Genomic DNA, 23,396 nt, shown 5'->3' on the forward strand with positions numbered 1-23,396 from the left:
CAGCAAGGAAATGAAGCTTCCACAAGCTTCTCAATGTTTTCAACTTCTTCCACATTAAACCAGCTCTGTGTCATCAGCATTTTTCGGGTTTTTTGATTCACTGATCCTGGCACACCCATGGTAATTCACTTCAAGTAATGGTGATGTATCTCATTTTGATTCAGCAGGTTTTTAATGGATTCGATGATTGCATCGAACAAGGCCAAGCTGTTTTCATAATTCAAGGTGAACATTTCTTCTTTTCCAATGATGTCAAGGGCCAGGTTGGCCAGGGCAATCTTTAAATGTTCGCCTTTTAAGTCGACACTCACCATATAGCCCATGTTGTAATTGAAACCTACCAGCATGGGTTTTCTTCCACCTTCCGAATCACCCTCGCCAAGCTCTAATACGACATTCTGCTCAACAAGCTGGTTGATATTTTTGTACACACTTGGAAGACTCAGGTTAAAGACACTGGACAGTTTAGCCCTTGAAGTCGGTCCATTTTTGTACAAATAGTGAGCGAGTACCTTCTGATTGTTTTCTCGAATGTTTTGCGGTTTTTCGGTTTTACTCGTCATGATCTCCTTCAATTAGATCCACCCGCCTTGTCGTTGGACTTATTTAATATAGTTTATTAAGTATGTTTGTTTTATAATACTTCTTGCCCAGCTCTTTGTCAATCATTTTTTTAATAAATCAGTATACTCAATAAACAATGCTGACTTCTCCCAGCTTAAATCTTGTTTCACATTGTACGCTGTTCTCATTCTATGCTCTACAGCCCTGTTTTGAGAATAATCACAGCCTGCTTATACAGCATTTGGCTGTGGTACAATTATACTCTCCCGTGAAACTACCGGTGCATTTCATGATGCCTTTAATCTCCATCACAATGATTCCCGATCCCCCCCATGCAATCTGCTGGTATTATACAAACTTTTGATGGAAACTGACGAAACCCGTATAATAAATCCAATCACTTGATTGGAGCGCAGTAAAAATAGAGAGTTGTGAGGTTAATCGGACAAGATTTTTGTTTATCATGAAAAGTGCCTGTTAAAATAGGTTAACATGGCTGCAACACACAAACAGCCCACCGGATTTTCCCGACGGGCTGTTTGTGTGTTTTTAGCCTTTGCTCTTATACTTTTATTGCTCCGGAACAAAATCAGGTACAGTTCCTGTGACAGCCACCTGACCGGCAATATAGCCGTGGACAGCTGCATCTGGAATCGCATTGGAGCCCAGGCGGTTGGTGCCATGAACCCCACCGGTGACTTCTCCGGCAGCATAGAGGCCGGGAATTACTTCACCCCAGATATCTTGCACCTCTGTTCGTTCTGTGATGGTCAAGCCGCCCATGGTATGGTGCACAGATGGCCATTGGGGAATGGCATAGTAGGGGCCTTTGTCGATTTTCAGCATCACACCTTTATCGATGACTTTGCCGAACTCTGGGTCACTGCCATTTTCCACAAACTCATTGTGACGCTCAATGGTTTCTTTCAGGGTTTCGCCCGTCATATTGATGGTGTTGCCGGCGTATTGATGATCACTAATGATCTGTGCCAGTTCTTCAAGGCTGTCGGCTTTAAAGATGCGGTCATCTTTCATGCCGTTGGATAACTGAGTTTCGGCGATAAAACCACCTTTGTCAACAATTTCCTGACCAAAGATGGAGAAAGTGGGGAATCCGCCGCTTTCCTGGGCTGCCCTGGAGCACACATCTCTGCGCTCTCCTTCGTTCACGTAACGCTGTCCATTTTCATCCACATATACAATTCCGGAACTGGGGCCGCTGAAGGGAATCACCGCAGTTGCATCCAGTACACCATTATTGGGATTGGCGAAGGGATATAATTGAATATAGGACATTTGAGTGGTGTTGGCACCCACTTCCTGGGCCATGATAATACCTTCACCAGTGGCGCCCACATGGTTGGTGGTGGGAATGTCAGCTGTCAGGGCCGGCACATGCTTGGAACGCATTTCCACATTGCCGCCGAAACCACCGGTGGCCAGAATCACGCCCTTCTCTGCCTTTACGTATTTAGCGCCGTCTTTAGTTTCCACTTCAATGCCTACAACCCTTCCGGTTTCTCCGCCTTCACGGAAAATACGGGTCATCTTTGTATTTAACATCACCGTGGCATCGGTGGCTTCCAGCATTTTTTTCTGTACCTGTACAATATCCGCGCCAACGCCATTTATGGTGGTGTAAGTGCGGTAACCGTAATGGCCGCCGGGACGCGTGATGGACTCCCGCACTTCCAGGCCGTTGTCCAGCATCATATTGAGAAAGAAAGGAGCCCCGTAAACGAAGTTGCGTACCAACTTCACGTCACCCATATAATCGCCGCCAATAATGGTATCTTCAATATGTTTTTCAGCCGTGTCAGGTTCCAGTCCCAGCTTGGTATACATATCGTCGGCAATATTGCTGGTGTAAGAGGCATATACGCCTCCATTGATTTGAGAGTTGCCTCCCAATACCGGCATTTTGTCGATGAGCAGGGTTTCAGCTCCATTTTCAACTGCACTGTAAGCGGCTGCCAGGCCGGCAAATCCGCCGCCAATCACCACCACGTCATAGGTCATGTCCCAGCTTTCCGGCATCTGACTGCTGCTCATGCCCTGGCGACCCACTGGTGCCGTTTCACTTCCTGATGCTGCCGCCATAAATTCATCTGCTACACCACCGGCTTCTTCGATGGCCTGCTGAACTGCATCGATGATGGCCTGACTGGTGATGGTGGCACCTGAGATGGTGTCGACATGAATGTTCTGCTCAGATACAATAGCTGCTGGAATTTCTTCCAGTGCGGCATCAGAAACACCCGGTGTTTCTTCATGTGCGACCACTTCCACTGCCTGAATTTCTTTTTCCCCCAGAGTGACTTTCACCGTCATGGGTTTCATCCCGGTGACTTCCACCATATACTCTCCCGGAGTCATGGGTGTGATCATATTTCCAGCTTCTTCTCCCGGGTCTGCCGGCGCTGCTGTCTGGCTACCCGCTGTTGAACCACAACCCGCCAAAGATCCTAAAAGACACAACATCAGTAAAAAAGTAATCGTTTTCTTGAATCGTTTCATTCCTTGCTCCTCCTTTGTCATTGGGCCATTCAAGTGCTTGATCGCCTGCTGCTGAAACACGGAGCATCGTGTTGCCCGTTCGATCCACTCCATTGCTTCAGTGTTTTGTTAATCATTTAACATTATAAGCTATCAAGCAACTTTACCTGCAACCCTCCGGAGGAAAATATTTTACCGGGCTTTCTTCACCGGCAGCCAGAGATCAATGTACTGTCTGTACGGTTTCACTTCATGGGGTTTATCCTGATTGCTGTCTGAAAAAATGATCTGCCCCCAGGGGTCACCATCCATTTCCAAGCCTGCATTGGAAAGGAAAGAGAGGGTTTCATCAGCAACGTTTAATGAGGCAATTTCTTCGCTTCTTACTGCGAGCACGGTATGGGCACAGAGTCTTTCAGGAATGCAGCGGGTGGTCTTCAGCGCCAATAGTCCATACCCATCGGCCTGGTGCAGGTCGATGGAAAACCCTTTGTGTTTCCGCTTCATGGTTTGATGCGCCTGCATCTGCTGTCCGTCATAAAAAGCAGTGATTTTTGAAACCGGCAGCGCGTCTACCCAGACCATGGTATCGGGCACCAGTTCTTCCTGCAGCACATTATCAGGCTGGCTGTAGAAAAACGCCAGGGGTGGTGACTGACGCATCACAAACTTTCCCACGAGCTCCGGCAACGCTCTTATTTTTCCCCGGTATTCATCAATGATGGCGGCGACCATCATTAAGTGTTTGATTTTATCACTTGTTTCAGCGTATTTTCGATCCAGGGTTTCTGCGATACTTTCCGGCGTGGAGGCAGAAAACTGTTTCACCACTTCACTGATTTGGTAGCCCATGGCCAGATATTTGCGGGCACTGATCAGGCGGGCAATGGCGTTTTCATCATAGGAGCGCCGTCCAGCGGCATCTTTGACGGGCTTAATCAATCCTTTTTCTTCATAAAACCGCACTGCCTGTCTGGTAAAGCCAAACATGCGGGAAACCTGACCGATGGAAAATTGCATTTGGAGCCCTCTTTTCAATCTGTTTATTTTTTTGCCCTGCCGGTAACCGATTCTTGGGAATTGAGCTGTCTCATCCAGAAAAGCAGCTTCAGAACCATTGCTCTGAAACTGCTTTTCTTTTTCTTCCCATCGTTTTCAATTGTCATCTTCTTTTTCTTCCCGGCAAATGGTTTCTGCCACCTCCATCAACAGCGCCATGGTGCGGACTCTTTCAGCCTCTTCTTTGAGATAGCTGGCCAAACATCCCCGGTTGTCACCGGATACTCTCTGCTCAACAGAAGAAATGGCTTCGTGGCTGATTTTAGGTGTTGATGAATGGTTTTGCCGGGTGCATGTGCCATTTTTTTTGAAGGGAATCACTTTTCGTTTCATGTTCACACATCCTTCTTTGCTTCAAAGATGAAGGTTCACATGAATACTCTTTTCGCGATGCAACGTTAAAAACCCTTTTTTTTGGGGTCGTTTTTTTGGTATTTTTGTAAAAAAACCTTTCCGTCGGATCAATCGCGTCGGAAAGGCTGGATAATGCTTTGCAAACTGGAAGGATTGGTTTTATTGTTCGTCTGAATCAGCTTCGCCAACAACCGGAACGGCCGCTGCATCCACTTCTTCACCTTCTTCGGTTTCTTCAGCTGCCTGCTGAATGTAAACCAAAGTCCCGATAACCGTTTCCATCTCACCAAGAATTTCAATGTTCTCGTCGCTGGCCACGTTCAGATCGGCAAATGTAATGTTGTCTTGCTCCTGCAGCAGGGCCGCATCCACTTCCACGTGTTCGGGCATGTGGCGGGGGAACATTTGCAGGTCAACTTCATTGGCCTGAATCTGAAGCACGTGGTCACCGCGTTCAACGGCGTCACGGTTCAGAACAGTGATGTTGAAAGTCATTTTCAGTTTTTCGTTTTCATCCAGGGCTTGAAGATCCAAATGAATGAACTGGTTCTTCATGTATTCCTTCTGGATTTCCTTGATAATGCCGAAGCTTTTTTCTCCGCCAATATTCAGGGTGATTTTACGGTTGGTACCGAACTCTGCGATCAGGCGTCTCAATTCACGCTCATCGGCATAAACGGATTTCGGCTCCATGCTTTTGCTGTATACCACGCCAGGAATATTACCTGCCTTACGGGCAGCTTTGACGGTCATTCCCTGGATTTTATCCCGGGTTACCAGTGTCAGTACTGGAGTTGCCATGGGTTCACTCTCCTTTCCTGTTTTCAGGAATTTTCATTTGAAATGGTGATTGCCGTGAAGCAACCGCTCTTTATTCTGATTCGGTGTCGCCGGTTGTTCCTTCTTCATCTGCTTCTTCATCTGCTTCTTCATCTGCTTCTTCATCTGCTTCTTCATCTGCTTCTTCATCTGCTTCTTCATCTGCTTCTTCTCCCGGTATCGGCGGCAGCGGGGGTGTTTTGTAACGGCTCAGGCCCTCTCGGAAGGCCGCTACGTATTCCGGGGCTTCATCCAGTTTGTAGATGCGGCCGGGGTTTCCTGCTGCATCCCAGTCGATGCCGTTCCACCAGATGGCCACACGAATATTTTCAAATCGGGGCATGTGGTAGAACATGGCGTGAATCCACTGGGTTTTGTCGCCACCATGGGAGTTGCTGCCAAATTCGGTGATGATAAAGGGATGTTGGAACAATCGCATGTATTCGTCATACAGGGGCGGGTAAATCTCATGGAAAGGCCGCCAGGGTTCTCCCGGAAAATAGGTGCCCGGATTATAACCTGTCAGGCCGATGAGATCCACATAGTCATCCCCCGGATAGTAAGTTAGGTAATGGTTCCAGGCAAAGCCTGGAAAAGAGTCGTCGTGAGGGTTCCAGACCCAAATGACATTGTTGACACCGGCTTTTTCAAAGTACTCATACACATACCGCCAGGACGCCAGGTACACCTCAGTGTCCATGGAAGCCCAGTAGGCAGAATAGGAGCACCAGTCGCCGTTCATTTCGTTGTTCAGGCGAAAGAGCACCGGGTCGCCGAAGTCTTTCAGTCCCTGGGCAAAGGCTTCCAGCAGCTGATCATGTTCCCCTTCCAACAGCGCATACAAACTGCGGTTGTTCAGGGATTTATCCAGATACTCGGTTTGCAGGGTGAGCACCACATGGCGGTCCCGCTCCCGGGCATTGATCAGTTCCTGCCTTGGAAAGTCGCTTCCCAGATTTTTGTAGAGCAGGAGAAAGCGGAACTGATGATTCAGCTGATTTTCCAGCTGGGTCAGGGGCGAAAAGTTGCGGGGGGCTGATGATTCAAAGATGCCCCAGGCCATTTCTTCATTGTTGATGAAGTAGTGGTCATAAAACCGCTGGGTCGCCTCATTCCATCGTCTTTCCACTGGCTGGTACTTCACGTGCATTCCAGGAGTTGCCGTTGTTTCCGTGAGCCGAAAACTGTCGATGATCTCCCGGTGATTCTCCAGGGGCTTGGCAGATTTGAACAGCAGGGTGTAAACCTCCTGGCTGTTTTTCACATAAACCGCCTTGGCGTAATAGGGCCTGTCGGCGTCCATGGCCGTCATCGGGGTGCGCCGCCATTGGAGAAAGTCAACTTTCATGCCATCCACGCTGATGGTTTCCCGACTTTCCACCTGGTGGTCCTGCCGATTGTTAAGAAAACCACGGCTGTAGGCAATGTAACTGGAAGCGGAATGAACAGTTCTGTTGAAGTTGTCATAGTAGATTTCCAGCCGGGTTTCAGAATCTTCCAGTACGGCCCTCACAGCAGAAAGGGACATGTCTGCTTCCCAGGTGTCGGGGACCGTCAGCTGATATCCCCGTGAGTGGTTGATGAAGGTCATCCACCCGGGGGCTGCCTCTTTCAGTTGCTGCACATCTTCCCAGTGATGCCACTGGTGATCCTGCTGCTCCTGTTGATGTTGCACCGGTTCGCCATTTTTGATGATGCGGGGCAAAGTTGTCTCAGCCGATACCAGCATTGTTGCCGGCAGCATCCATAACATCACGGCCAGCATTACCAGCCATGTCGGTTTGCTGCAGGGGGTTCCCTTTTTTTTCATGGGGACACTCCTTTGCCTTAGTGGTGGTGATCAGACTGCCTGCTTCACGGCCACAGGCAAAAATAGCCTGAAGGTTACCCGCCAGACTATCCACAGAATGCTATTCAACTGTGTAAGGCAGCAAAGCCATATGTCTGGAACGTTTGATAGCCTGTGTCACGTCACGCTGGTGAATGGCGCAGTTGCCTGTGATTCGACGGGGCAAAATCTTACCGCGCTCAGTGAGGTATTTTTTCAGACGGCCAATTTCTTTGTAATCAATCACCGCTTTTTTATCGGCACAAAAAGTACAGATTTTTTTGCGGGATTTGCGTTTTCTTCGGTTCATCATGGGAATCTTCCCTCCTTCATTCATGTGATACTTGTTTCCTGCAGTGCTATAAAATGATGCATACCCACAACATACGGCTTCCCACCTTAGAAGGGCAGGTCATCGTCGTCTTCCATGGTTTCAAATTCTGTCAGGTCGATGTCATCAGGGTTAAATCCCCCATCAGACTGTTGCTGTTGCTGTGTGTTTCGTTGTGGTGGCTGGGGTCTTGAAGGCTGTTGATAGTCGCCGCCTGATCTTCCGCCGCCTCCGCCGCTTCCGATGAACTCAACGGTGTTGGCAACCACTTCTGTCACATAGCGCTTTTCACCATTCTGTGTTTCGTAGGAACGGGTCTGCATACGGCCCTGAATACCTACTTCCCGGCCTTTTGCAAGGTAGTTGGCGCAATTTTCCGCCTGCTTTTCCCAGACAACAACGGGAATAAAGTCTGCTTCGCTGTCTTTTCCGAAACTACGGTTCACCGCTACGGTGAAGGTGGCCACCGCCTTGCCTGTGCCGGTAAATCTCAGTTCAGGGTCTTTGGTCAGTCTTCCGATCAAAATGACGGTATTCATCCTCACACCACCCTATTCTTCGATTTTTACGATCATGTGACGGATCACTTCATCAGCAATTTTCAGGTTACGATCCAGTTCTTTGTTCAGGTCTGGGCCAGCCTGGAAATTTACCAATACATAAAAGCCCTCTTTTTCCTTCTGAATTTCATAGGCAAGCTTCCGCAGGCCCCATTGCTCAACAGAGTCAACGGTACCGTCGGCATCAATAATGCCTTTGAACTTCTCCAAGAGAGCTTCACGTTGTGATTCTTCAGTATTGGGGTTCAGAATGTACATTAATTCGTACTTGTTCATCGTCATTTCACCTCCCTCTGGACTAAACGGCCCTGCTTTACGCAGGGCAGAGAAGTTATTCTCAGTGATTCAATTATTGTTTCTCTACACAACATGTAATTATAGCATGGACTTATGTGGATGACAAGTCAAAAACCCTAAAAACCCCAAAAAAGTAAAGAGGTGTTTCTCAGGAAGAAGTGTTCCGGGAGCTTCGGGCCTTTGGCAGCCCTTCTGGGTTTTCCGGTTCGGCGAAGATCGTCCAAGGCTGCAATCACGCCAAGCTCCAGGGCTTTCTTGATAAGCCGTTCTGCTTTGGGCCTGTTGGTGTTGAAGATGCGAGCTATTTCAGAGAAGGAAAACAGCGTGCCTGGAGGGCACTTACCATGTTGGCGGTGTCTTAGGCCGATCCCAAGGCGGGAGTGGCGCCGGACCTGGAGGGTTTGGAGTCCCAGGGTAGTGATGGGGCATTCCACCTGCCACCGATTCTAGCCCACCGTCTGCCATCTCTTTTCCTTCCATGCCTTCCTCCGCCATTTTGGTCAATCGCTGCTTCATCTCATCAATTTCTTCCAATGTGAGGTCCAGTCCCTTTTCTGCGAGTAAGTTTTGTACGTCTTCGGCTGTTTCCAAACCATACACTTCTTCAGCCATCCCCTCGTTTGACGCCATCAACTCCCCAAACCGCTTCATTTTTTCTTCCATTTGTCCATTCCCCTTTCATCGTTGAATGTGCGGTTAACCAACATTTCTTTTGCGCATGCTATTTCCTTATCCATAAAAATCGTTCCAGACACCTGCTGCCTTCTGACAACCGGTGTCCGGAATGAAAAACAACAAAATGCGTTCACCTTCAGGTACTGGCTAAGCACTTACCATTTATTAATATCTCCGGAAAGAGTCCCAGGCGGGAGGTCTGGGAGAATGCTTGCCCGTATGCCACCTGCTACTGTTTCCAAGTCTTCTTCCGACATCTCTTTTCCTTCGAGGCTTTCTTCAGCCATTTTAACCAACAACTGCTGCATCTGATGAATTTCTTCCAGTGTGAGGTCCAATCCTTTTTCAGTTAATAGTTTTTGTACCTCTTCGGCTGTTTCCAAACCATACACTTCTTCAGCCATCCCCTCGTTTGACGCCATCAACTCTCCAAACCGCTTCATTTTTTCTTCCATTTGTCCATTCCCCTTTCATCGTTGAATGTGTAGTGCACCAAGGTTCCTTTTTTCTCCATGCCGTTAGACAAATAACCTGTTTACACCAGCGAACATAGGTAGTCATGCCCCGCTGCACGACAAAGAAGACAGTGTGCCTGAAACGAACATGCCTGGCAGGCGGTGTCACGCTCGTCTTCATGTTGCCGCAAGTGTTGCAACAGGTGTGAATGCCACCAGTATGCCTCCGGAGTTGGATATTCTTCCGGGGTCATCAGGTGACGACATGGAATCCATCTGCCATTCACATCAAGGACTGCGCCATTTCTTCCGGCACCGCATCCTTTCTCCACTCCTTGGTTATGGTTCATAAAAAAGCTTTTCCCATTTCGGCCCGAAGGGGCGAAATGCAAGGTTCGACAATGAGAGGTATGACCCCTGGCTTTCGGCGATGGGCTTTAAGAAAAGCAGCCAAGTGCAACAGGTTCTCCCGGCTGACAGGTGCCTGTAAGGCCATTGTGGCGTCGGGCTTCGTTTCCAGGATCACGAGCCCCTGGATGCCATGGGCTTCAGCCAACTCCACCATATTCGGAAAATCTACGATGTTGTCTTCCCGGGCAACCCAGTTACAGGATTGGCTGCAGCGAATAGATGTCACCTGGTACATCGTTACCTATATAGCGTATCATTCAAGCGTTACTTCGTCCATCTTATACTTCCACCAGTATACCACAGGTACTCTTTAGCACATCGATGTGTTGAAGAATACGGTTCGGGAGTTTGACACTTTAATAGCGGGAATCATCCTCTAAGGCCTGGTATGGCTTATTTTTTTTAGCTCTTTTCGAAACAATAGTAGCGCAACATATCGTAATATATTATAATTAGAGTATATGGGAGGTATTTTGATGAGGCTTCATATTAGCAAGTCCAAAAATTCAGCGTCTCTTTACGTGATCAAATCGGTTTACAATCCTAAAACCCAGTCCAACTCTTCTGTCATTGTTGAAAAGCTGGGTACGGAAACAGAGCTTCGGGAAAAACTGAATGGGCAGGATCCTTACGTGTGGGCGAAGGCATATATTAAAGAGCTGAATGAGATGGAGAAGGAAGTCTCGAGTCATGTGATGGTGAAGTACTCTCCCACGAAGCTCATTCCCCGGGAAAAGCAGCGTTCTTTTAATGGGGGTTATTTATTCCTGCAAAAGATTTATCACGAGCTTGGTCTTGATGCTGTCTGTCAGGCAATTGCTGAGCGTCACCATTTTGGTTATTCTCTTGATTCGATTCTTTCCCGGCTGCTTTATGGGAGGATTCTTTTTCCGGGTTCGAAGCGGTCTACTTTTCAGTTGGCTTCCACTTTTCTGGAACCACCCGTCTTTGAGATACAGCATATTTATCGGTCTCTTGAGGTGATTGCCAAGGAATCGGATTTTATTCAATCTGAGCTTTATCATAACAGCCTGAAGGTTTCCAAAAGAAACACGGGTGTTCTTTATTACGACTGCACCAACTATTTCTTTGAGATTGAACAGGAAGCGGGTTTGAAACAGTACGGTTATTCGAAGGAGCATAGGCCTAATTCCATTGTTCAAATGGGGCTTTTCATGGATGGTGACGGGATTCCGCTGGCTTTCAGTATGTCTAAGGGCAACACCAATGAACAGCTGATCTTAAAGCCCTTGGAGCAAATGATTCTGAAGGACTTTCAGTTATCGAAATTTGTCGTCTGCACGGATGCCGGTTTGTCTTCAGCACAGAATCGAAAATTCAATGATCAGGGGGGCCGTGCTTTCATCACGACCCAATCTGTCAAAAAGCTTAAAAAGCACTTGAAGGAGTGGGCGCTTTCCACCACCGGGTGGCATTTGTCTGGCGATATCAAATCCTATGATTTATCGGCTCTTGATGAAGCACATTGGGATCACACTTTCTACAAGGAGCGGTGGATCAATGAGAACGGGTTGGAACAAAAGCTCATTGTCACCTTTTCGCTGAAGTACAGGGATTATCAGCGAAAAATCAGAAATGGGCAAATCGAAAGAGCGCTTGAGACCATTGAAACAAATCCGGCAAAAATGAAAAAAAGTCACTCCAATGACTACAAGCGCTTTATTGAGAAGACCAGCGTCACTCCCCATGGCGAGGTGGCGGATCAACACCTTTACAGGCTTGATGAGAAGGACATTGAGGAGGAAGAACGGTACGATGGGTTTTACGCCGTTTGTACCAACTTAGAGGATGAAGCTGCTGAAATTATCAAGGTGAATCATCGTCGATGGGAAATTGAAGAATGTTTCCGAATCATGAAAAGTGAATTCAAGGCCAGGCCGGTGTATTTATCCAGGGACGACCGCATTGAAGCTCATTTCATCACCTGCTTCATCACCATGGTGATGTACCGTTACTTGGAAAAAAGATTTCAGAACCGGTTCACCTGTTCTGAAATCATCCAGGGGTTACGCTCCCTGAATTTTCTTGAACTCCCAGGCGAAGGTTATGTGCCTGCTTATACACGAACTGATTTTACTGATGCCTTGCATGAAACCTTTGGTTTCAGAACCGACTATCAGATCATCAAGAACAAGCAGATGAAAAAAATCTTTCAAGACACCAGAAGCTAAACATATTACGCGATTTTTGAACACATAAAAAAGCCTGAAACCCTTGTTTTTCAAAGGGTCTCAAGCTTTTTTTATTTCAAAAGTGTCAAAGACGGGATTATAGCATGGACCTTCTTAAATAACAAGTATCAATCAGTAAAAGAATCCTGATTCTCCCGCGCCCACCATTTAATCAATTGTTGTTTTCCACTTTTTCTTGGGTGAGGTGAGTTGGAATACGTATTGAGACAAAAGATCTTTGCAAGTAAATATCTTTGAATGGCATGATACCAATTGCAGGAGATTTTTCGAGAGGATTGTATCGTTATGAAAAAGAGTTTTCCTTATTGGTATGTGGTTCCAGTTGCAACCGCATTGGCTCTAATCACCCTTATTTTGTTGTACCAGCACTTATGGAAAGATTCCATGTCCAATGATTCCGTAACAAATCTGTTAACTCTTCCAGGTCAAGAGTCGGCATTGTTGACGTACGAAGAAAAGCAATGGCTTCAAGAAAACGGTCCCCTTGTTTATGCAGCTGACCGAAATGCACCACCCCTACGCTTTGTTGATCCAGCTGATCAGCAGTATAAGGGCGTGGTCGTCGATTACATCAACTTACTATCACTTGAACTGGGGATTGAGATCAACCTCCAGCCCCTGGTGTTGCCCATGAAATCAGAAACCCCATCGGCATTATTCGAACTCATGTTTATTTGTTAAAGGGAATGTATTCTGGTGAAAAAGCACAGCGTTCGTTTGAGTTTATTGATAACGCAATTAATCGGGCGAGCGGGATCATCGATAATCTCTTAGGCTTTTCCCGAATCAGCAACGATTCAATCGAAAACGTTCATTTGCAGCATTTTCTTGAAGAAGTTGTCGCGCTCTTTCAAAAAAGCCTTCAGCAAAGAAAGATTCACTTGACCTTAAACGCCGTTCATGACAGCATGTGTTTGATTAATGCAGCTTCTTTAAAGCACATTCTCGTTAATCTGATTGCCAACGCTGTTGATGCCATCGACGAAACAGGTGCCATTACACTATCGGCCTCCGCCGACCATCATCTGCTATCAATTTCAATTGAAGATGATGGCTGCAGAATTCCTGAACACGAGATCAAAAGAATCTTTAATCCATTTTACACGACCAAAGAGCCTGGAAAAGGTACGCAGTTTAATCTATCAATACCACTTGAGAAAGGCGGACCTCCACATGATAACTCCTTATAAAGTACTGCTCGTGGATGATGAAAGCGACTATAGAGCCACGTCCCGAATGCTACTGGAGTCAGAAGGCTATCTTGTAAGTGATGTTTGCAGTACCAAAGCTGCCTTGGAATCATTGGAACAAGAGTACTACCCCATTGTAATTTCAGACATTATCATGCCTGGAGATACTGGCTTTGCCCTTTTATTAGAGATCAAAAAACGATATGGGATGCTGTTCAAGTCATTATTGTCACAGGTTTTGGCAGCATCGAAAGTGCTGTTAAAGCAATGAAGGATGGCGCTGCTGGGTATTTCATTAAGAGCAGAAATATTGAGGAGTTGCTGGTGGAAATTGAGAAAGCTATTAAAATGGTTCGATTTTCTACCCTTTAAAATATTTCCAGCCGCTCAGCAGGATCTAAACTATATATTGAGCAGACACAAAGTCCTTGCATGCAACGCATCTTGGAGTTGGTAGACACCGTTGCACAATTGCCATCTTAGCCGTTGGTGCTTCTTTCGCAAAACCATTATCACGCAAACATGGCATCAGCCCCTATCGAACCGCAAATCTTTTGGATGCCACCTCATGCACATTGGTTTATTCCCTGCCATGGACTCCCGCCATTATTTTTACAATCGGCTTTACCAGAGATGGCATTCACCCTCTTAGTGCCTCAGAAGTCACCCCTTTTGTTCTTTACGCATTTGCCTTGCTGGCGGTGATGATTGTCAGTATTTTTATGGGAATTGGCCGTTATGATAACATGAACGAAGAAGAAATCAAGGAAATGAAACACGTATCTGAAACATATACCTTTTAACGTGTTCTTTTAGGTTTACGGGCTCCACAAAGAAATTCGAGTTCACGCCCGCAAAGAGCGGTCTGATGCCATCAGACCGCTCTTTGCGTTAATTTCCCACCAAACTATCATATCGATTGAATATGCTTTTAATGTGCATGGCATATGTATTCTCCCCGCTTCGCATCACTTGTCACAAACTGTGTCAGGCTTTGTCATTGACAAAGGCTGCAAATGCCGCTTTTTTTCAAGGCTTCCTGCTATACTGAAAGTGTCATTTGTTCTGAAAGTGTCATTTTTAAGCCTGTCGTTACAAAACGAAAGGGGTGCTTCTTATTGATCTACACCGTCCGTCACCGTTCCGGTTTTTTTGAAACCACTCCCTGCTATTTGATCATTGATGCCCAGCGGGAGCAGCTATTACTGCTTCCCTGTCAGTCACCCTTTCAGATGCGCTTTCTGATTCTGCGGGATGAGCTGGAGGCCGTGGTGCTGTCTGCCAATCAACATCATGCAGTCTGCGACTTATTCACGCATCAGCAAACCTATTCTGTTCTTTTTCCTCCGGGTATTCCACAAGAGGAAATCAACAAAGAGTTCCGTTTTTTTGGAGGTCCCTCTCTTAAAATCGAAACTTTTGAATAAGCTGATGACCGCTTATCTGAAATACTTCTCTGCAACACCATCTGCACTGCCAGTTGAAACACCTTCTAAAGACCATCTGCAATCATCGAAAGGAGTGTCTCCTATGTTAACGGCATTTTCCATGAGAAAAAAAACTTTCCTCATCATCGTTCTCATTCTGTGTCTGTTTCTCACCGCCTGTGGCGGGGGCGGCGAAGGCGGGGGAGGCGCGCCGGCGGCAGCATCGGGCAATGCATCCACCACACCGTCTGCCACTGCCCTTCCAGACACCTGGCAATTTGAACGCACCATCCCCGAACCCATTGAACTCACTTACGACGGTTCACCGGTTTCCCTGGGGAACTTTGCCACCCATGGCATTGAAATCAGTGTGCCGGAGAGCGCCTTCGAATCGGCAGTGACCCTCACTCTGTCGCAGCCAGAAGAAGGGGTTCGATACAACCAGGCCGCCATGGATCCTGCCGGCGTTCCCGCCGCCTTTCGCATTGAGGGTGATCAACTGCGTTCAGATCTTCCCATGACCGTGAAGCTGAAGGTGGATGCCCAGCAACTGGCAGATCTTCAGGAAACCGGCGGTTTCCGGGGGGGCCATTTTGACGAAACCTTTGGCTGGACCTATGTGGATCTGGTGGAGGTCAATGAAACCGAAGGCTACCTGCTCTTTAACACGTATCACAACTGGCTCTTTGCTCCCGCCAAGCTCACCCGGGAAGAACGTGTGGAGCAGTTTGCCAAAGAAAAGGCCCTGGATGCCTGGGGTGCCCAGCAAATGGGCAATGAAGTGGAAAACGTGACCCGGGAAATGATCCGGGAGATTATGATTCAGCAGTTTAATGCCACCAACGAGTCTGAAATCATGAAAATTGCCGATGCTGTCATCGGTGAAATTGAATCGGATGCCCTTGATTACGGCAAAATGGCTCTTCAGCTAAAGGACGGGGATTATGAGGGCCTGGTGGGAAGCGTAACCGATAGGCTGGGCAGCACCCTGGCCAGCAGCCTGGAGTCGGGCACACTGGAAACCCTCTTTGGCCAGGCCGGTACCGCCGCCGCTGCTGCCGGCCATTTATGGGAAGGTGATTACAGCGGAGCGGGCATGAAGATTGCCGAAACCATCGCCGCATCTTCTCCGGTTTACAGGGTGGCCAAAGTATGGATTGATGTGGTGGATACCCGCATCAGCAACTGGAAAAATGACGAAGTGGAAAAGGCCTATCAGATTTATATCAACGGTGCCCAGAGCCGTTCTCCCTGGGGGTACAGCGTAGATGCCGGCGACTTTGAATCCCTTTACAGCCAGATGCGGGGCGTCAGCCGCCAGCTGGAGCTGGAAGCAGTGGAACGATATGCCAACGCCCGGGGTATCAGCACCGGAGAGATCACTACTGAGCAGCGGCGGCAGATCCTGGCTGAGGTGAAAACCAGTCTGAAAGACCAGTTTGAGAAACGTTCCAAACAGGAGGAAGAGCTGCGCCTTCTGGAGGAAGACCAGCGGGAGATCATCCGCCAGTTTGAAGAATGGGGCTTGTTAAGGGAAGGCAGCAGCTGGTACCCCTATGACACCCCTGTGGAACAGATGCTTCACCGCCTGCATGGCCAGATGGAGCGGATTATGCGGGAGACGGGCCGGTATGACCTGGTGATTCGCAGGGGCGACCTGCATGACCAGCGCCGGGGGCTGGACAACATCGGCGAGCTGAAGAAAAGCGAGCTGCTGGTACCTCATCTGGCAGAACTCATCAGCACCCGTTATGTGGAAGGGGAGGAAGCCTACCAGAAAAAACTGCTGGAATTCGGCTACATCACCCTGAAGCTGGAGCCGGGCACCTATGTGGGGGACCTGGTGATCACCGGTGTGCCCATTAAAAAAGCCCTGGAGCAGGCCATGGAAGATCCCGGGTCAGTTCCGGAATATTCCGGTCCCAATGAGGAGATGTGTGAAGAAATTGATCTGTGGGAAGCGGACGTGCAGGCAAGTGTTCGAGAGGCCATCGACAACCTGGACACCGTCAATGGCACCGTGGTACCCCTGCAGGTTGAAATCTCCCAGGGATCAGGTGAAAACAGTTTCACCGCGGTTCTCACCGCCGATTTTGCCAGTGCCCTGCCCAGCATGGGTTGTGAAGATATCAGCGGCCCCACCACCTTCCAGGTGCGCACCGACAAAGACACGCTCACCCTTACTCACACCCTTGAAGATGGCGCCGGCCACTGGTCTTACGAGGGCACCATTGCTCCCGGTGGCATGATCTCCGGGAACCTGCGGTTATATACCAACGAAACGGAGTACCGGGAATATGTGGGCACCGACAACATGCTCACCGGCACCTGGGAAGTCAGTAAGCAATAACCGGGAAGGTGATGACCATGCGCCCCATACTGTTTTACATGAAATGGATGAACCAGACTGTCTCCGTGCCGTCTTACCGTTTTTTCGGCATGCTGGCAGCCCTGTACCTGCTGGTGACAGTGGCATGGCAATGGCGGCGGGAATCCCGCCGCCAGGCTGTGGGGCTTCATGGCCTGGTGCCGCTGTCCATTTTCACCGGCTTTTCCACCGGTCAGCTGCTGGCCGTCTGTTTTCTCAGTATTGCCGCTTTTTTTGCAGGGGCACGGCTTCTTTATGTGCTCCTGTATCTTCCCCAGGTGATGGCAGCCCCTGCCCGGCTGGTGGAACTGAAACTGCGAAACTTCAGCCTTCACGGCGGTCTGGCGGCCGTACTCCTGCTGTGGTTTCACTGGAGCCGGCGCTGGGGGTTTTCTCTTCCCGCCCTGACAGATTCTCTGGTGGTGCATGTGGGCATTGCCATTGCCATCATGCGCCTGGGCTGTTTCTTCAACGGCTGCTGCTTCGGTCTTCCCACCCAAATGCCCTGGGGCATGCACTTTCCCCTGGCCAACCCCAATCCGGTCACCCGGCTGGTGGGGTTTAACGCCGTCACCGCCGGTCTGCTGGGAGCCACCGCCGTCATGCGCCACCCCACCCAGCTTTATGAGATGGGGGCCGCCCTGCTGGCTTCGGGAGTTACCTGGCGATGCCAGCGCCGGCACCCTGCCGGGTCTGGGTTTGGCACTGCCCTCTTTGGGTTGCTTTTTTCCGGAGGCCGTCTGGTGGTGTTCTTTTATCGGGATTTTCCCACAGCCGGCAGTCTTTCCAACCTGCTGCGGGGCCCGGTAGTGTACGGCCTCTGTTTGCTGTTCTTTACCGGTTGGCTGGTGAAGATTCGATCTGGTGAATCATGGTTTTCAAAGCTTCCACCACTTGCTGACGCCGGATATGGGGTTCATCGGCCCGGGAAGCTTCGTGAATCAGGTAGTCCCAGAAAGAAGCCGTCATCTGGCTTTCATTGATGGCAAACACCGCCGGTGGCTGAGAAGGCTTCATCACCAGCACCCCCACATCTTCCCGGGCATAGAGGGTGTACCCCCCCGCCCGGCGCTGGTATCCCAAAGAGACATGATACCGTTCATGGGTTTTCAGCAGTTCAATGATCTGTATCAGGTGCAGCCGGTATTCTTCAGGGGTGTAGAAAGCTTCCAGGCCGCCGGTGAGGTCGATGGCACCAATGCGAATTTTTCCCGTCGCCAAGTCTTCCACCCGGGGCAGGTTGATGAGCTCATGAAAGGTGTTGGTTTCCAGCTGACGGCTAAAATGACGAGTTCTTATGGCATGATCCGCCAGCAGCTTTTTCCTTTCGGGAAGGGCCAGCCGGGTGCAGATCAAGGCTGCCGCCTCCTGAGGCATAGTGGTGAGTGAAAGAGAGTCGGTTTTGATCAAGGCGTGGGCGGTTTCAGCTTCAAACTCGTTGAGGGTGGCCTCATAGGCATCACCTGACCCCGGCGTGAAAATCCGCATCAGTGGACGGCACAGCGCCGCATAGTCCTGAAACTCCGCCACAAGACCTGCCACTGCCTGGGGTTCCTGCACCAGAAAATTCACGGCTCCCCTGGTACCCTCCCCCACCGAAGTGGCGCACACCGCCGCTGTCTTGGGTGCAATGAAGAGGGTGCGGCGGAAAATGCCGTCCCGAATCCGGGGATAGTAGTAGGGTTCAATGGCTCCGGTCATGTAAATGGGCAACCATTCACCGATGGCTGACAGCATTTCGTCGATGTCCCGGCTGATGGTGTGAATGATTTTGATCCGGTTGCCCTTCAACACCACCTGTGCCAACCGCTGTGCCCACTGGGCCGTGAAGGCGGGCTGGTCTTTCAGCCAGTCCAGGTTTTCATCGCTGAAAAGGAGCAGTGTCTGGGGAACGGCCTCTGCCAGCACCAGATCAAGAAATGCCAGCACTGCCCTTCGTTTTCCTTCGGTACCATAAAGCAGCTGGGTGTCGGTCATTGAACCGGTGTTGTCATCAGCTGTGTCCGACAAGTTCCCCTCCCCTTCTTTGGCTGCGATGCCTTCTGAGCCGGGAGGTTTTTTAAAGCGAAAACTGGAAAAGCCTTCCAAAAATCCAGCCACCGGGTCTGCCGTTTCCTGGCTGTCGGTTTGCAGCCATTGATGGATCATATCTGTCAGCGATGCCTTGTCACCCATCTGGGCCAGGGGTTGCTCCATGGCCTTTGCCAGAGCCTCCTGTTGATACACAACTGCACAGTGGGCAGCAAAATAACCCGCCATGGCCAGCAGGTAGTTTTCCTGCTGGGCGGGTTTGCGGGCACCCCGGCGCAGCCGGCTGATATAGGAAGCATCCAGCAGGGTATGCCGCGCCAGGGCACTGTTGCTCACGTTGGTGAGATTCATGAGAAAATTCAGTTTGTCATGAAATTGCATCTGCCAGCCCCCTTTTCTTTTCAGTATATCAGGGGCAGGATGGAAAGAATAGTCCTACAGGCGGTATTCCGTCAGTTCTTCGCAATAGCTGCACCGGTACTGAATTTTCCCGTTGGGCACCAGGGTAAACTCCGGCTGGGCGCATTCGTCGACAGCAGTGATACACCGGGGATTTTTGCAGGCAAAGAGGCCGCTCACCTTTTCCGGAAGGGTGGCTTCTTTTTTGTCGATGATCTGTTCATTTTCGATGTAGTTCACTGTAATGCCTGGGTCGATGAGCCCCAGAATGCGCAGATCGACGGTGAGATCATCCTGAATTTTGATGATGTCTTTGGTGCCCCGTTTGCGGCTGGAAACATGCATCAGCAGCACCGAGGGTGATTTTCTCCGGTCAAGGCGCAGTTTTTCAAAAACCTTCAAGCCTTTCCCCGCAGGAATATGGTCGATGACAATTCCTTTTTGAATGGCGGTGACTTCAATCATGCCAGGTTCACTCCCATCACAGCGGACAGCAGGGCCATCCGGATATACACGCCCATGGTTGCCTGTTCAAAATAACGGGCCCGGGGGTCGTCGTCCACCTCATACTGAATTTCGTTCACCCGGGGCAGCGGATGGAGCACCATCAAGTCTTCTTTGGCCGTTTTCAGCTTGTCACGGGTGAGAATAAAGCTGTCTTTCAGCTTCACATACTCTTCCTCGTTGAAAAAACGTTCTTTTTGAATGCGGGTCATGTAGAGAAGATCAATGTCTTCAATACAGTCTTCCAAACGGCTGGTTTCGTGGAGGGTGATGTGGTAGCGGTGCTGCAGTTCGTCCCGCAGGTGTCCCGGAATGCGCAGCTCTGTGGGAGACACCAGGTAGAAGGTCATTCCCGGAAAACGGCACAGGGTTTTCAGCAACGAGTGTACGGTACGGCCAAAAAGAAGATCGCCGCAAAAGGCCACTTGCAGGTTTTCGATGGCTCCCCGGTATTTTTGAAGGGTCAGCAGGTCGGTGAGGGTTTGGGTGGGATGCTGATGCCCGCCGTCCCCGGCATTAATCACCGGAACAGTGGCGTACTGAGCCGCCAGCTTGGGAGCGCCCTCCCGGGGGTGGCGCATCACCAAGGCGTGGGCGTAATCGTCCATTACCCGAACGGTGTCTGCCAGACTCTCGCCCTTGGCTGCAGAGCTGACGGCGGCATCGGAGAATCCCAATACCTGCCCCCCCAGACGCAGCATGGCCGACTCAAAGCTGAGGCGGGTGCGGGTGCTGGGTTCATAAAACAGGGTGCCCATGATTTTTCCCTTGCAACAATCGGCATACTCCTCCGGCCGGGCTTCCATTTTCAGCCCCAGCTCCAACAATGTCTGCAGTTCTTCCATGGTGAAGTCTTCCGGATCAATGAGGTGTCGGCCTTTCAAACTTTCCAGATTCATGTGCATTCCCCCTCCAATTAAAAAACGCCCTCTTATCCCGAAAAGGATGAAAGGGCGCAGATGCCGGTGATAACAAACGACAGACTCTCGCCTCGCCGGCGGTGAGACTTCTCTGCCGCGGGGGTTGTCGTCATGTTGTTCTGTGCCTTCTTAGCCTCTCGGGACTAAATTAAAGGATGCCGTATTCAGTTGCTGGAAACAGCATATCACATATGGAGCGACCGGGTCAACTATGGGCTGATGCTTTTCAACGTCACCACCACTATCTCTGGGCGGTTGAAAATTCTTAGGGGGATAATGCTGTTCCCCAGGCCTCGGCTCACCACCATGGTGGATTCCCCGTGGATGTGACTGCCGCTGGTGTATTTGGGAAAAAGCCCCTGGTCGGGCGCCACCAGTCCGCCCAGTAAAGGGAGTCTGAACTGACCGCCATGGGCGTGGCCGGAGAAGATGAGGTCCATGTTATTTTCATGATACAGATGGAACATTTCGGGACGATGGGACAGCAAAATGGTGAACAGCTCTGCTTCCCCGCCATTCGTTGCATTGCTTTGGGCCGCCGTATCACTACCTGCCCACTTTCTCAGCTGGTCTTCCATCTTTCCAATGGGGGTGCCTTCCAGATAGCTGGCAGTGAGAAACGCCGGATCAGACAGCCCCACCATTCGAAGGGCACTGTCTTCTCTGGTGATCAGCCGGGTATCATCCTCCAGCACATGCACCCCCGCTTCCATTAACTGCCCTTTAATGACATCGTATTGTCCCGACCAGGCTTCGTGATTGCCGGAGACAAAGTAGGTGGGGGCAATGGCCACCGCACCATGGATAAAGTCCATGGCAGTTTCCAGGTTATATCTGCGCCGATCGATGAGATCGCCAGTAACCACAATGACATCAGGCGATTGAGATGCCACTCGGTTCAGCAGCGTTGTTTGCTCTTTTCCAAAGGCCTTGTTATGAAGGTCTGAAATGTGGACAATCGTGAATCCATGAAAATCTGATGGTATTTTGGGGTTTTCATAATCGATATGGGTGATGACCAGGCTGTTATTCTGCCACCAGAAGAAAGCCACCAAAAGAAGCAAGAGCACTGCAGAGATGCGCCTTTTTGTCAGAAACTTTCTGCTGGTGCTCGCCTTGCCGATTCTCGTCTTGCTGCCCTTCTCCTTTATGAATGCTTCTTTTGAGGTGTTTTTCATTGGTTTAGCTCCTTTATTCCGGAGAAAATAACGTGCAAGAGATTCATTGCCCAGCAGTCACTTCCAAGGGCACTTTCCCCGAGGCCAGCTTCATGTTGTCAGCTTCCGTTCAGCTCATGAGGTTTTCCACTTAGCTTATGCGGTTTTCCTGTTGGCTCATGAGGCTTTCCAGTTCTTGCAGCAGCTCTTTTTCCATCAGCGCCAGGCCTCGAATGGGGTACTGATCCACCACTGCTTTGCCCCGTTGGCAAATTAGTCTGGCTGCTTCGTGCTGTCGATTCACATAATATTCGTAGTACGCTTTGACACGCATTCCGTTCACATCCTGATCCTTTTGCAGTTTCTTTCCACTCAGTTCATAATAACGGATGGCTTTATCTATTTCGCCAGTTACACAGCTGCTGTAGCACAGCTCATAATAAACGCTCGGCAACAGATATGACGGGAACAATTGGAGATAGTTTTCGAAAACGGTGACATATAATTTCATTTCCTGAAGATTTCTTTCATCTAACGCCTTGTAATACTGATAGATCATTGCCAGCATGTCAAAGCTTGTGGGCATTTCAGCTTCCATTTCATTGCTCATGTTCATCTTCTCGTTTAGCTGCATATCTCTGGGACGAACACCGGCAGAGAGCTGGGCGATCATGCGATTAACGCGAATCAGGGTTTCCGAGAATGGTTTTTTCAAAAGCATACTCCAGATAATCTTACCGTCAGTGGGGCTGCTGCCAGAAATAAAGGGAAATGCGTTTACCATCCCCATGAAACATCCGATACCACCTAAAAAGACCAACAGCCAAGTGAGGCGTTCTGGTAAACCGGGAAAAAGAAGTGCACTTATAAAAAAAACGACTCCCATTAGGCAATTCAGCATAATACCCCCTGCATAATAGAGCAGCTGCTTGTGCTTCGACACGGCTTCACGGGGCGGCATCATAGCACACAGTCCACTGTAGCCCTTATTGGTACTCACGGAAAATTTCATTTTGCCATTCTCATTATCCCAGCTAAAAATGCTGATTCTATATGAAAGGAGCTGATATCCCGCTAATTTTCCAGCAACAAGGTGACCCAGTTCATGAATATTAACAGTCATGAAAAAAGCCACTAACACCGTGACTCCATGAAGGATAGCTGTTTTCCAGCTCAACTGGCCTTCTGAAATCGCCGTTCTCAAAAACCCAGCACTTGTAAAACCCAGTGTAAATCCCAATACAATTCCCAGCACCAGCTGAATGATCAGGCCTCTTCTTTTCGATTTTTTTGCTTTTTCCTGATGGTTGTCCACATAGTTGTCCATTTCTCAAGTGC

The 23,396-nt window shown here is 49.4% G+C and carries 26 protein-coding genes; 8 read left to right on the forward strand and 18 right to left on the reverse strand.

The window, feature by feature from the left end; genetic code table 11:
- Positions 1–125 precede the first annotated feature (125 nt).
- The 14 genes from AAIG11_RS14975 to AAIG11_RS15040 all read right to left on the reverse strand — a co-directional run bounded on the left by AAIG11_RS14975 (position 126) and on the right by AAIG11_RS15040 (position 10,084).
- Positions 126–575, reverse strand: a complete 450-nt coding sequence (locus AAIG11_RS14975; RefSeq protein WP_343187041.1) for a hypothetical protein — start codon at positions 573–575, stop codon at positions 126–128.
- A 559-nt stretch (positions 576–1,134) separates the two neighbouring features.
- Positions 1,135–3,081, reverse strand: a complete 1,947-nt coding sequence (locus AAIG11_RS14980; RefSeq protein ID WP_343187042.1) for a flavocytochrome c — start codon at positions 3,079–3,081, stop codon at positions 1,135–1,137.
- Positions 3,082–3,252: 171 nt separating this feature from the next.
- Positions 3,253–4,080, reverse strand: a complete 828-nt coding sequence (locus tag AAIG11_RS14985; RefSeq protein WP_343187043.1) for a MerR family transcriptional regulator — start codon at positions 4,078–4,080, stop codon at positions 3,253–3,255.
- Positions 4,081–4,215: 135 nt separating this feature from the next.
- The gene (locus tag AAIG11_RS14990) at positions 4,216–4,452 is read right to left on the reverse strand and encodes a hypothetical protein (protein ID WP_343187044.1); all 237 of its coding nucleotides are present in this window, start codon (positions 4,450–4,452) and stop codon (positions 4,216–4,218) included.
- Positions 4,453–4,632: 180 nt separating this feature from the next.
- Positions 4,633–5,274, reverse strand: coding sequence for a 50S ribosomal protein L25 (locus tag AAIG11_RS14995; RefSeq protein WP_343187045.1), 642 nt, complete (start codon positions 5,272–5,274; stop codon positions 4,633–4,635).
- 70 nt (positions 5,275–5,344) lie between these two features.
- Positions 5,345–7,057: a glycoside hydrolase family 26 protein gene (locus AAIG11_RS15000; protein ID WP_343187100.1), complete on the reverse strand. Its 1,713-nt coding sequence runs from the start codon at positions 7,055–7,057 to the stop codon at positions 5,345–5,347.
- Positions 7,005–7,196, reverse strand: coding sequence for a hypothetical protein (locus tag AAIG11_RS15005; protein ID WP_343187046.1), 192 nt, complete (start codon positions 7,194–7,196; stop codon positions 7,005–7,007). Before AAIG11_RS15005 ends, AAIG11_RS15000 begins: the two co-directional genes overlap by 53 nt.
- Before the next feature lie 6 nt (positions 7,197–7,202).
- Positions 7,203–7,433 (reverse strand): 30S ribosomal protein S18, encoded by a 231-nt coding sequence (gene rpsR, locus AAIG11_RS15010; RefSeq protein ID WP_283408720.1) that lies wholly within the window; start codon positions 7,431–7,433, stop codon positions 7,203–7,205.
- 86 nt (positions 7,434–7,519) lie between these two features.
- Positions 7,520–7,990 carry a single-stranded DNA-binding protein gene (locus AAIG11_RS15015; protein ID WP_343187047.1) on the reverse strand — a complete coding sequence of 157 codons (471 nt, stop codon included), beginning with the start codon at positions 7,988–7,990 and terminating at the stop codon, positions 7,520–7,522.
- A gap of 12 nt (positions 7,991–8,002) precedes the next feature.
- The gene (gene rpsF, locus AAIG11_RS15020) at positions 8,003–8,287 is read right to left on the reverse strand and encodes a 30S ribosomal protein S6 (protein WP_343187048.1); all 285 of its coding nucleotides are present in this window, start codon (positions 8,285–8,287) and stop codon (positions 8,003–8,005) included.
- A 360-nt stretch (positions 8,288–8,647) separates the two neighbouring features.
- Positions 8,648–8,971 carry a hypothetical protein gene (locus AAIG11_RS15025; protein WP_343187049.1) on the reverse strand — a complete coding sequence of 108 codons (324 nt, stop codon included), beginning with the start codon at positions 8,969–8,971 and terminating at the stop codon, positions 8,648–8,650.
- 167 nt (positions 8,972–9,138) lie between these two features.
- Positions 9,139–9,438 carry a Nif11-like leader peptide family RiPP precursor gene (locus AAIG11_RS15030; protein ID WP_343187050.1) on the reverse strand — a complete coding sequence of 100 codons (300 nt, stop codon included), beginning with the start codon at positions 9,436–9,438 and terminating at the stop codon, positions 9,139–9,141.
- A gap of 80 nt (positions 9,439–9,518) precedes the next feature.
- Positions 9,519–9,788 carry an SPASM domain-containing protein gene (locus AAIG11_RS15035; RefSeq protein WP_343187051.1) on the reverse strand — a complete coding sequence of 90 codons (270 nt, stop codon included), beginning with the start codon at positions 9,786–9,788 and terminating at the stop codon, positions 9,519–9,521.
- Entirely contained in the window at positions 9,785–10,084 is a 300-nt protein-coding gene (locus AAIG11_RS15040) for a hypothetical protein (RefSeq protein ID WP_343187052.1), read from the reverse strand. The genes AAIG11_RS15035 and AAIG11_RS15040 overlap by 4 nt, the downstream gene beginning before the upstream one ends.
- A gap of 241 nt (positions 10,085–10,325) precedes the next feature.
- Here AAIG11_RS15040 and AAIG11_RS15045 point away from each other — a divergent pair, with 241 nt between their 5' ends.
- The 8 genes from AAIG11_RS15045 to AAIG11_RS15080 all read left to right on the forward strand — a co-directional run bounded on the left by AAIG11_RS15045 (position 10,326) and on the right by AAIG11_RS15080 (position 18,030).
- On the forward strand, positions 10,326–12,041 hold the full coding sequence (locus AAIG11_RS15045) for an IS1634 family transposase (protein WP_343187053.1): 1,716 nt from the start codon (positions 10,326–10,328) through the stop codon (positions 12,039–12,041).
- 306 nt (positions 12,042–12,347) lie between these two features.
- Positions 12,348–12,743 (forward strand): type 2 periplasmic-binding domain-containing protein, encoded by a 396-nt coding sequence (locus AAIG11_RS15050; RefSeq protein ID WP_343187054.1) that lies wholly within the window; start codon positions 12,348–12,350, stop codon positions 12,741–12,743.
- Entirely contained in the window at positions 12,737–13,252 is a 516-nt protein-coding gene (locus AAIG11_RS15055; RefSeq protein ID WP_343187055.1) for a sensor histidine kinase, read from the forward strand. The genes AAIG11_RS15050 and AAIG11_RS15055 overlap by 7 nt, the downstream gene beginning before the upstream one ends.
- Positions 13,236–13,523, forward strand: a complete 288-nt coding sequence (locus tag AAIG11_RS15060) for a response regulator (RefSeq protein ID WP_343187056.1) — start codon at positions 13,236–13,238, stop codon at positions 13,521–13,523. Before AAIG11_RS15055 ends, AAIG11_RS15060 begins: the two co-directional genes overlap by 17 nt.
- Positions 13,524–13,806: 283 nt before the next feature.
- Entirely contained in the window at positions 13,807–14,055 is a 249-nt protein-coding gene (locus AAIG11_RS15065; protein WP_343187057.1) for a hypothetical protein, read from the forward strand.
- A gap of 315 nt (positions 14,056–14,370) precedes the next feature.
- A complete protein-coding gene (locus AAIG11_RS15070; RefSeq protein ID WP_343187058.1) occupies positions 14,371–14,679 on the forward strand; it encodes a hypothetical protein in 309 nt (102 codons plus the stop codon).
- Between the two features lie 103 nt (positions 14,680–14,782).
- The gene (locus tag AAIG11_RS15075) at positions 14,783–17,029 is read left to right on the forward strand and encodes a hypothetical protein (RefSeq protein WP_343187059.1); all 2,247 of its coding nucleotides are present in this window, start codon (positions 14,783–14,785) and stop codon (positions 17,027–17,029) included.
- A 17-nt stretch (positions 17,030–17,046) separates the two neighbouring features.
- Entirely contained in the window at positions 17,047–18,030 is a 984-nt protein-coding gene (locus AAIG11_RS15080) for a prolipoprotein diacylglyceryl transferase (RefSeq protein WP_343187060.1), read from the forward strand.
- Between the two features lie 1,483 nt (positions 18,031–19,513).
- On the opposite strand, the gene AAIG11_RS15085 is transcribed toward AAIG11_RS15080, so the two are convergent.
- The 4 genes from AAIG11_RS15085 to AAIG11_RS15100 form a co-directional block, all read right to left on the reverse strand.
- Positions 19,514–19,942 carry an aspartate carbamoyltransferase regulatory subunit gene (locus AAIG11_RS15085; protein ID WP_283408714.1) on the reverse strand — a complete coding sequence of 143 codons (429 nt, stop codon included), beginning with the start codon at positions 19,940–19,942 and terminating at the stop codon, positions 19,514–19,516.
- Positions 19,939–20,880, reverse strand: a complete 942-nt coding sequence (gene pyrB, locus AAIG11_RS15090) for an aspartate carbamoyltransferase (protein WP_343187061.1) — start codon at positions 20,878–20,880, stop codon at positions 19,939–19,941. The genes AAIG11_RS15085 and pyrB overlap by 4 nt, the downstream gene beginning before the upstream one ends.
- 230 nt (positions 20,881–21,110) lie before the next feature.
- Positions 21,111–22,079, reverse strand: a complete 969-nt coding sequence (locus AAIG11_RS15095) for a metallophosphoesterase (protein WP_343187062.1) — start codon at positions 22,077–22,079, stop codon at positions 21,111–21,113.
- 130 nt (positions 22,080–22,209) lie between these two features.
- Positions 22,210–23,385: a site-2 protease family protein gene (locus AAIG11_RS15100; protein WP_343187063.1), complete on the reverse strand. Its 1,176-nt coding sequence runs from the start codon at positions 23,383–23,385 to the stop codon at positions 22,210–22,212.
- Between the last annotated feature and the right edge of the window lie 11 nt (positions 23,386–23,396).

It is taken from the genome of Anoxynatronum sibiricum (assembly GCF_039414295.1).
GTDB lineage: Bacteria > Bacillota > Clostridia > Peptostreptococcales > Tindalliaceae > Anoxynatronum > Anoxynatronum sibiricum.

Bases quoted from the DNA above. Each gene is read 5' to 3' on its own strand.
- AAIG11_RS14980 (WP_343187042.1), bottom strand. From the start codon at position 3,081: ATGAAACGATTCAAGAAAACGATTACTTTTTTACTGATGTTGTGTCTT.
- AAIG11_RS14985 (WP_343187043.1), bottom strand. From the start codon at position 4,080: ATGCAATTTTCCATCGGTCAGGTTTCCCGCATGTTTGGCTTTACCAGA.
- AAIG11_RS14990 (WP_343187044.1), bottom strand. From the start codon at position 4,452: ATGAAACGAAAAGTGATTCCCTTCAAAAAAAATGGCACATGCACCCGG.
- AAIG11_RS14995 (WP_343187045.1), bottom strand. From the start codon at position 5,274: ATGGCAACTCCAGTACTGACACTGGTAACCCGGGATAAAATCCAGGGA.
- AAIG11_RS15000 (WP_343187100.1), bottom strand. From the start codon at position 7,057: ATGCTGGCCGTGATGTTATGGATGCTGCCGGCAACAATGCTGGTATCG.
- rpsR (WP_283408720.1), bottom strand. From the start codon at position 7,433: ATGATGAACCGAAGAAAACGCAAATCCCGCAAAAAAATCTGTACTTTT.
- AAIG11_RS15015 (WP_343187047.1), bottom strand. From the start codon at position 7,990: ATGAATACCGTCATTTTGATCGGAAGACTGACCAAAGACCCTGAACTG.
- rpsF (WP_343187048.1), bottom strand. From the start codon at position 8,287: ATGAACAAGTACGAATTAATGTACATTCTGAACCCCAATACTGAAGAA.
- AAIG11_RS15025 (WP_343187049.1), bottom strand. From the start codon at position 8,971: ATGGAAGAAAAAATGAAGCGGTTTGGGGAGTTGATGGCGTCAAACGAG.
- AAIG11_RS15030 (WP_343187050.1), bottom strand. From the start codon at position 9,438: ATGGAAGAAAAAATGAAGCGGTTTGGAGAGTTGATGGCGTCAAACGAG.
- AAIG11_RS15035 (WP_343187051.1), bottom strand. From the start codon at position 9,788: ATGAACCATAACCAAGGAGTGGAGAAAGGATGCGGTGCCGGAAGAAAT.
- AAIG11_RS15040 (WP_343187052.1), bottom strand. From the start codon at position 10,084: ATGTACCAGGTGACATCTATTCGCTGCAGCCAATCCTGTAACTGGGTT.
- AAIG11_RS15045 (WP_343187053.1), top strand. From the start codon at position 10,326: ATGAGGCTTCATATTAGCAAGTCCAAAAATTCAGCGTCTCTTTACGTG.
- AAIG11_RS15050 (WP_343187054.1), top strand. From the start codon at position 12,348: ATGAAAAAGAGTTTTCCTTATTGGTATGTGGTTCCAGTTGCAACCGCA.
- AAIG11_RS15060 (WP_343187056.1), top strand. From the start codon at position 13,236: ATGATAACTCCTTATAAAGTACTGCTCGTGGATGATGAAAGCGACTAT.
- AAIG11_RS15075 (WP_343187059.1), top strand. From the start codon at position 14,783: ATGTTAACGGCATTTTCCATGAGAAAAAAAACTTTCCTCATCATCGTT.
- AAIG11_RS15080 (WP_343187060.1), top strand. From the start codon at position 17,047: ATGCGCCCCATACTGTTTTACATGAAATGGATGAACCAGACTGTCTCC.
- AAIG11_RS15085 (WP_283408714.1), bottom strand. From the start codon at position 19,942: ATGATTGAAGTCACCGCCATTCAAAAAGGAATTGTCATCGACCATATT.
- pyrB (WP_343187061.1), bottom strand. From the start codon at position 20,880: ATGAATCTGGAAAGTTTGAAAGGCCGACACCTCATTGATCCGGAAGAC.
- AAIG11_RS15095 (WP_343187062.1), bottom strand. From the start codon at position 22,079: ATGAAAAACACCTCAAAAGAAGCATTCATAAAGGAGAAGGGCAGCAAG.
- AAIG11_RS15100 (WP_343187063.1), bottom strand. From the start codon at position 23,385: ATGGACAACTATGTGGACAACCATCAGGAAAAAGCAAAAAAATCGAAA.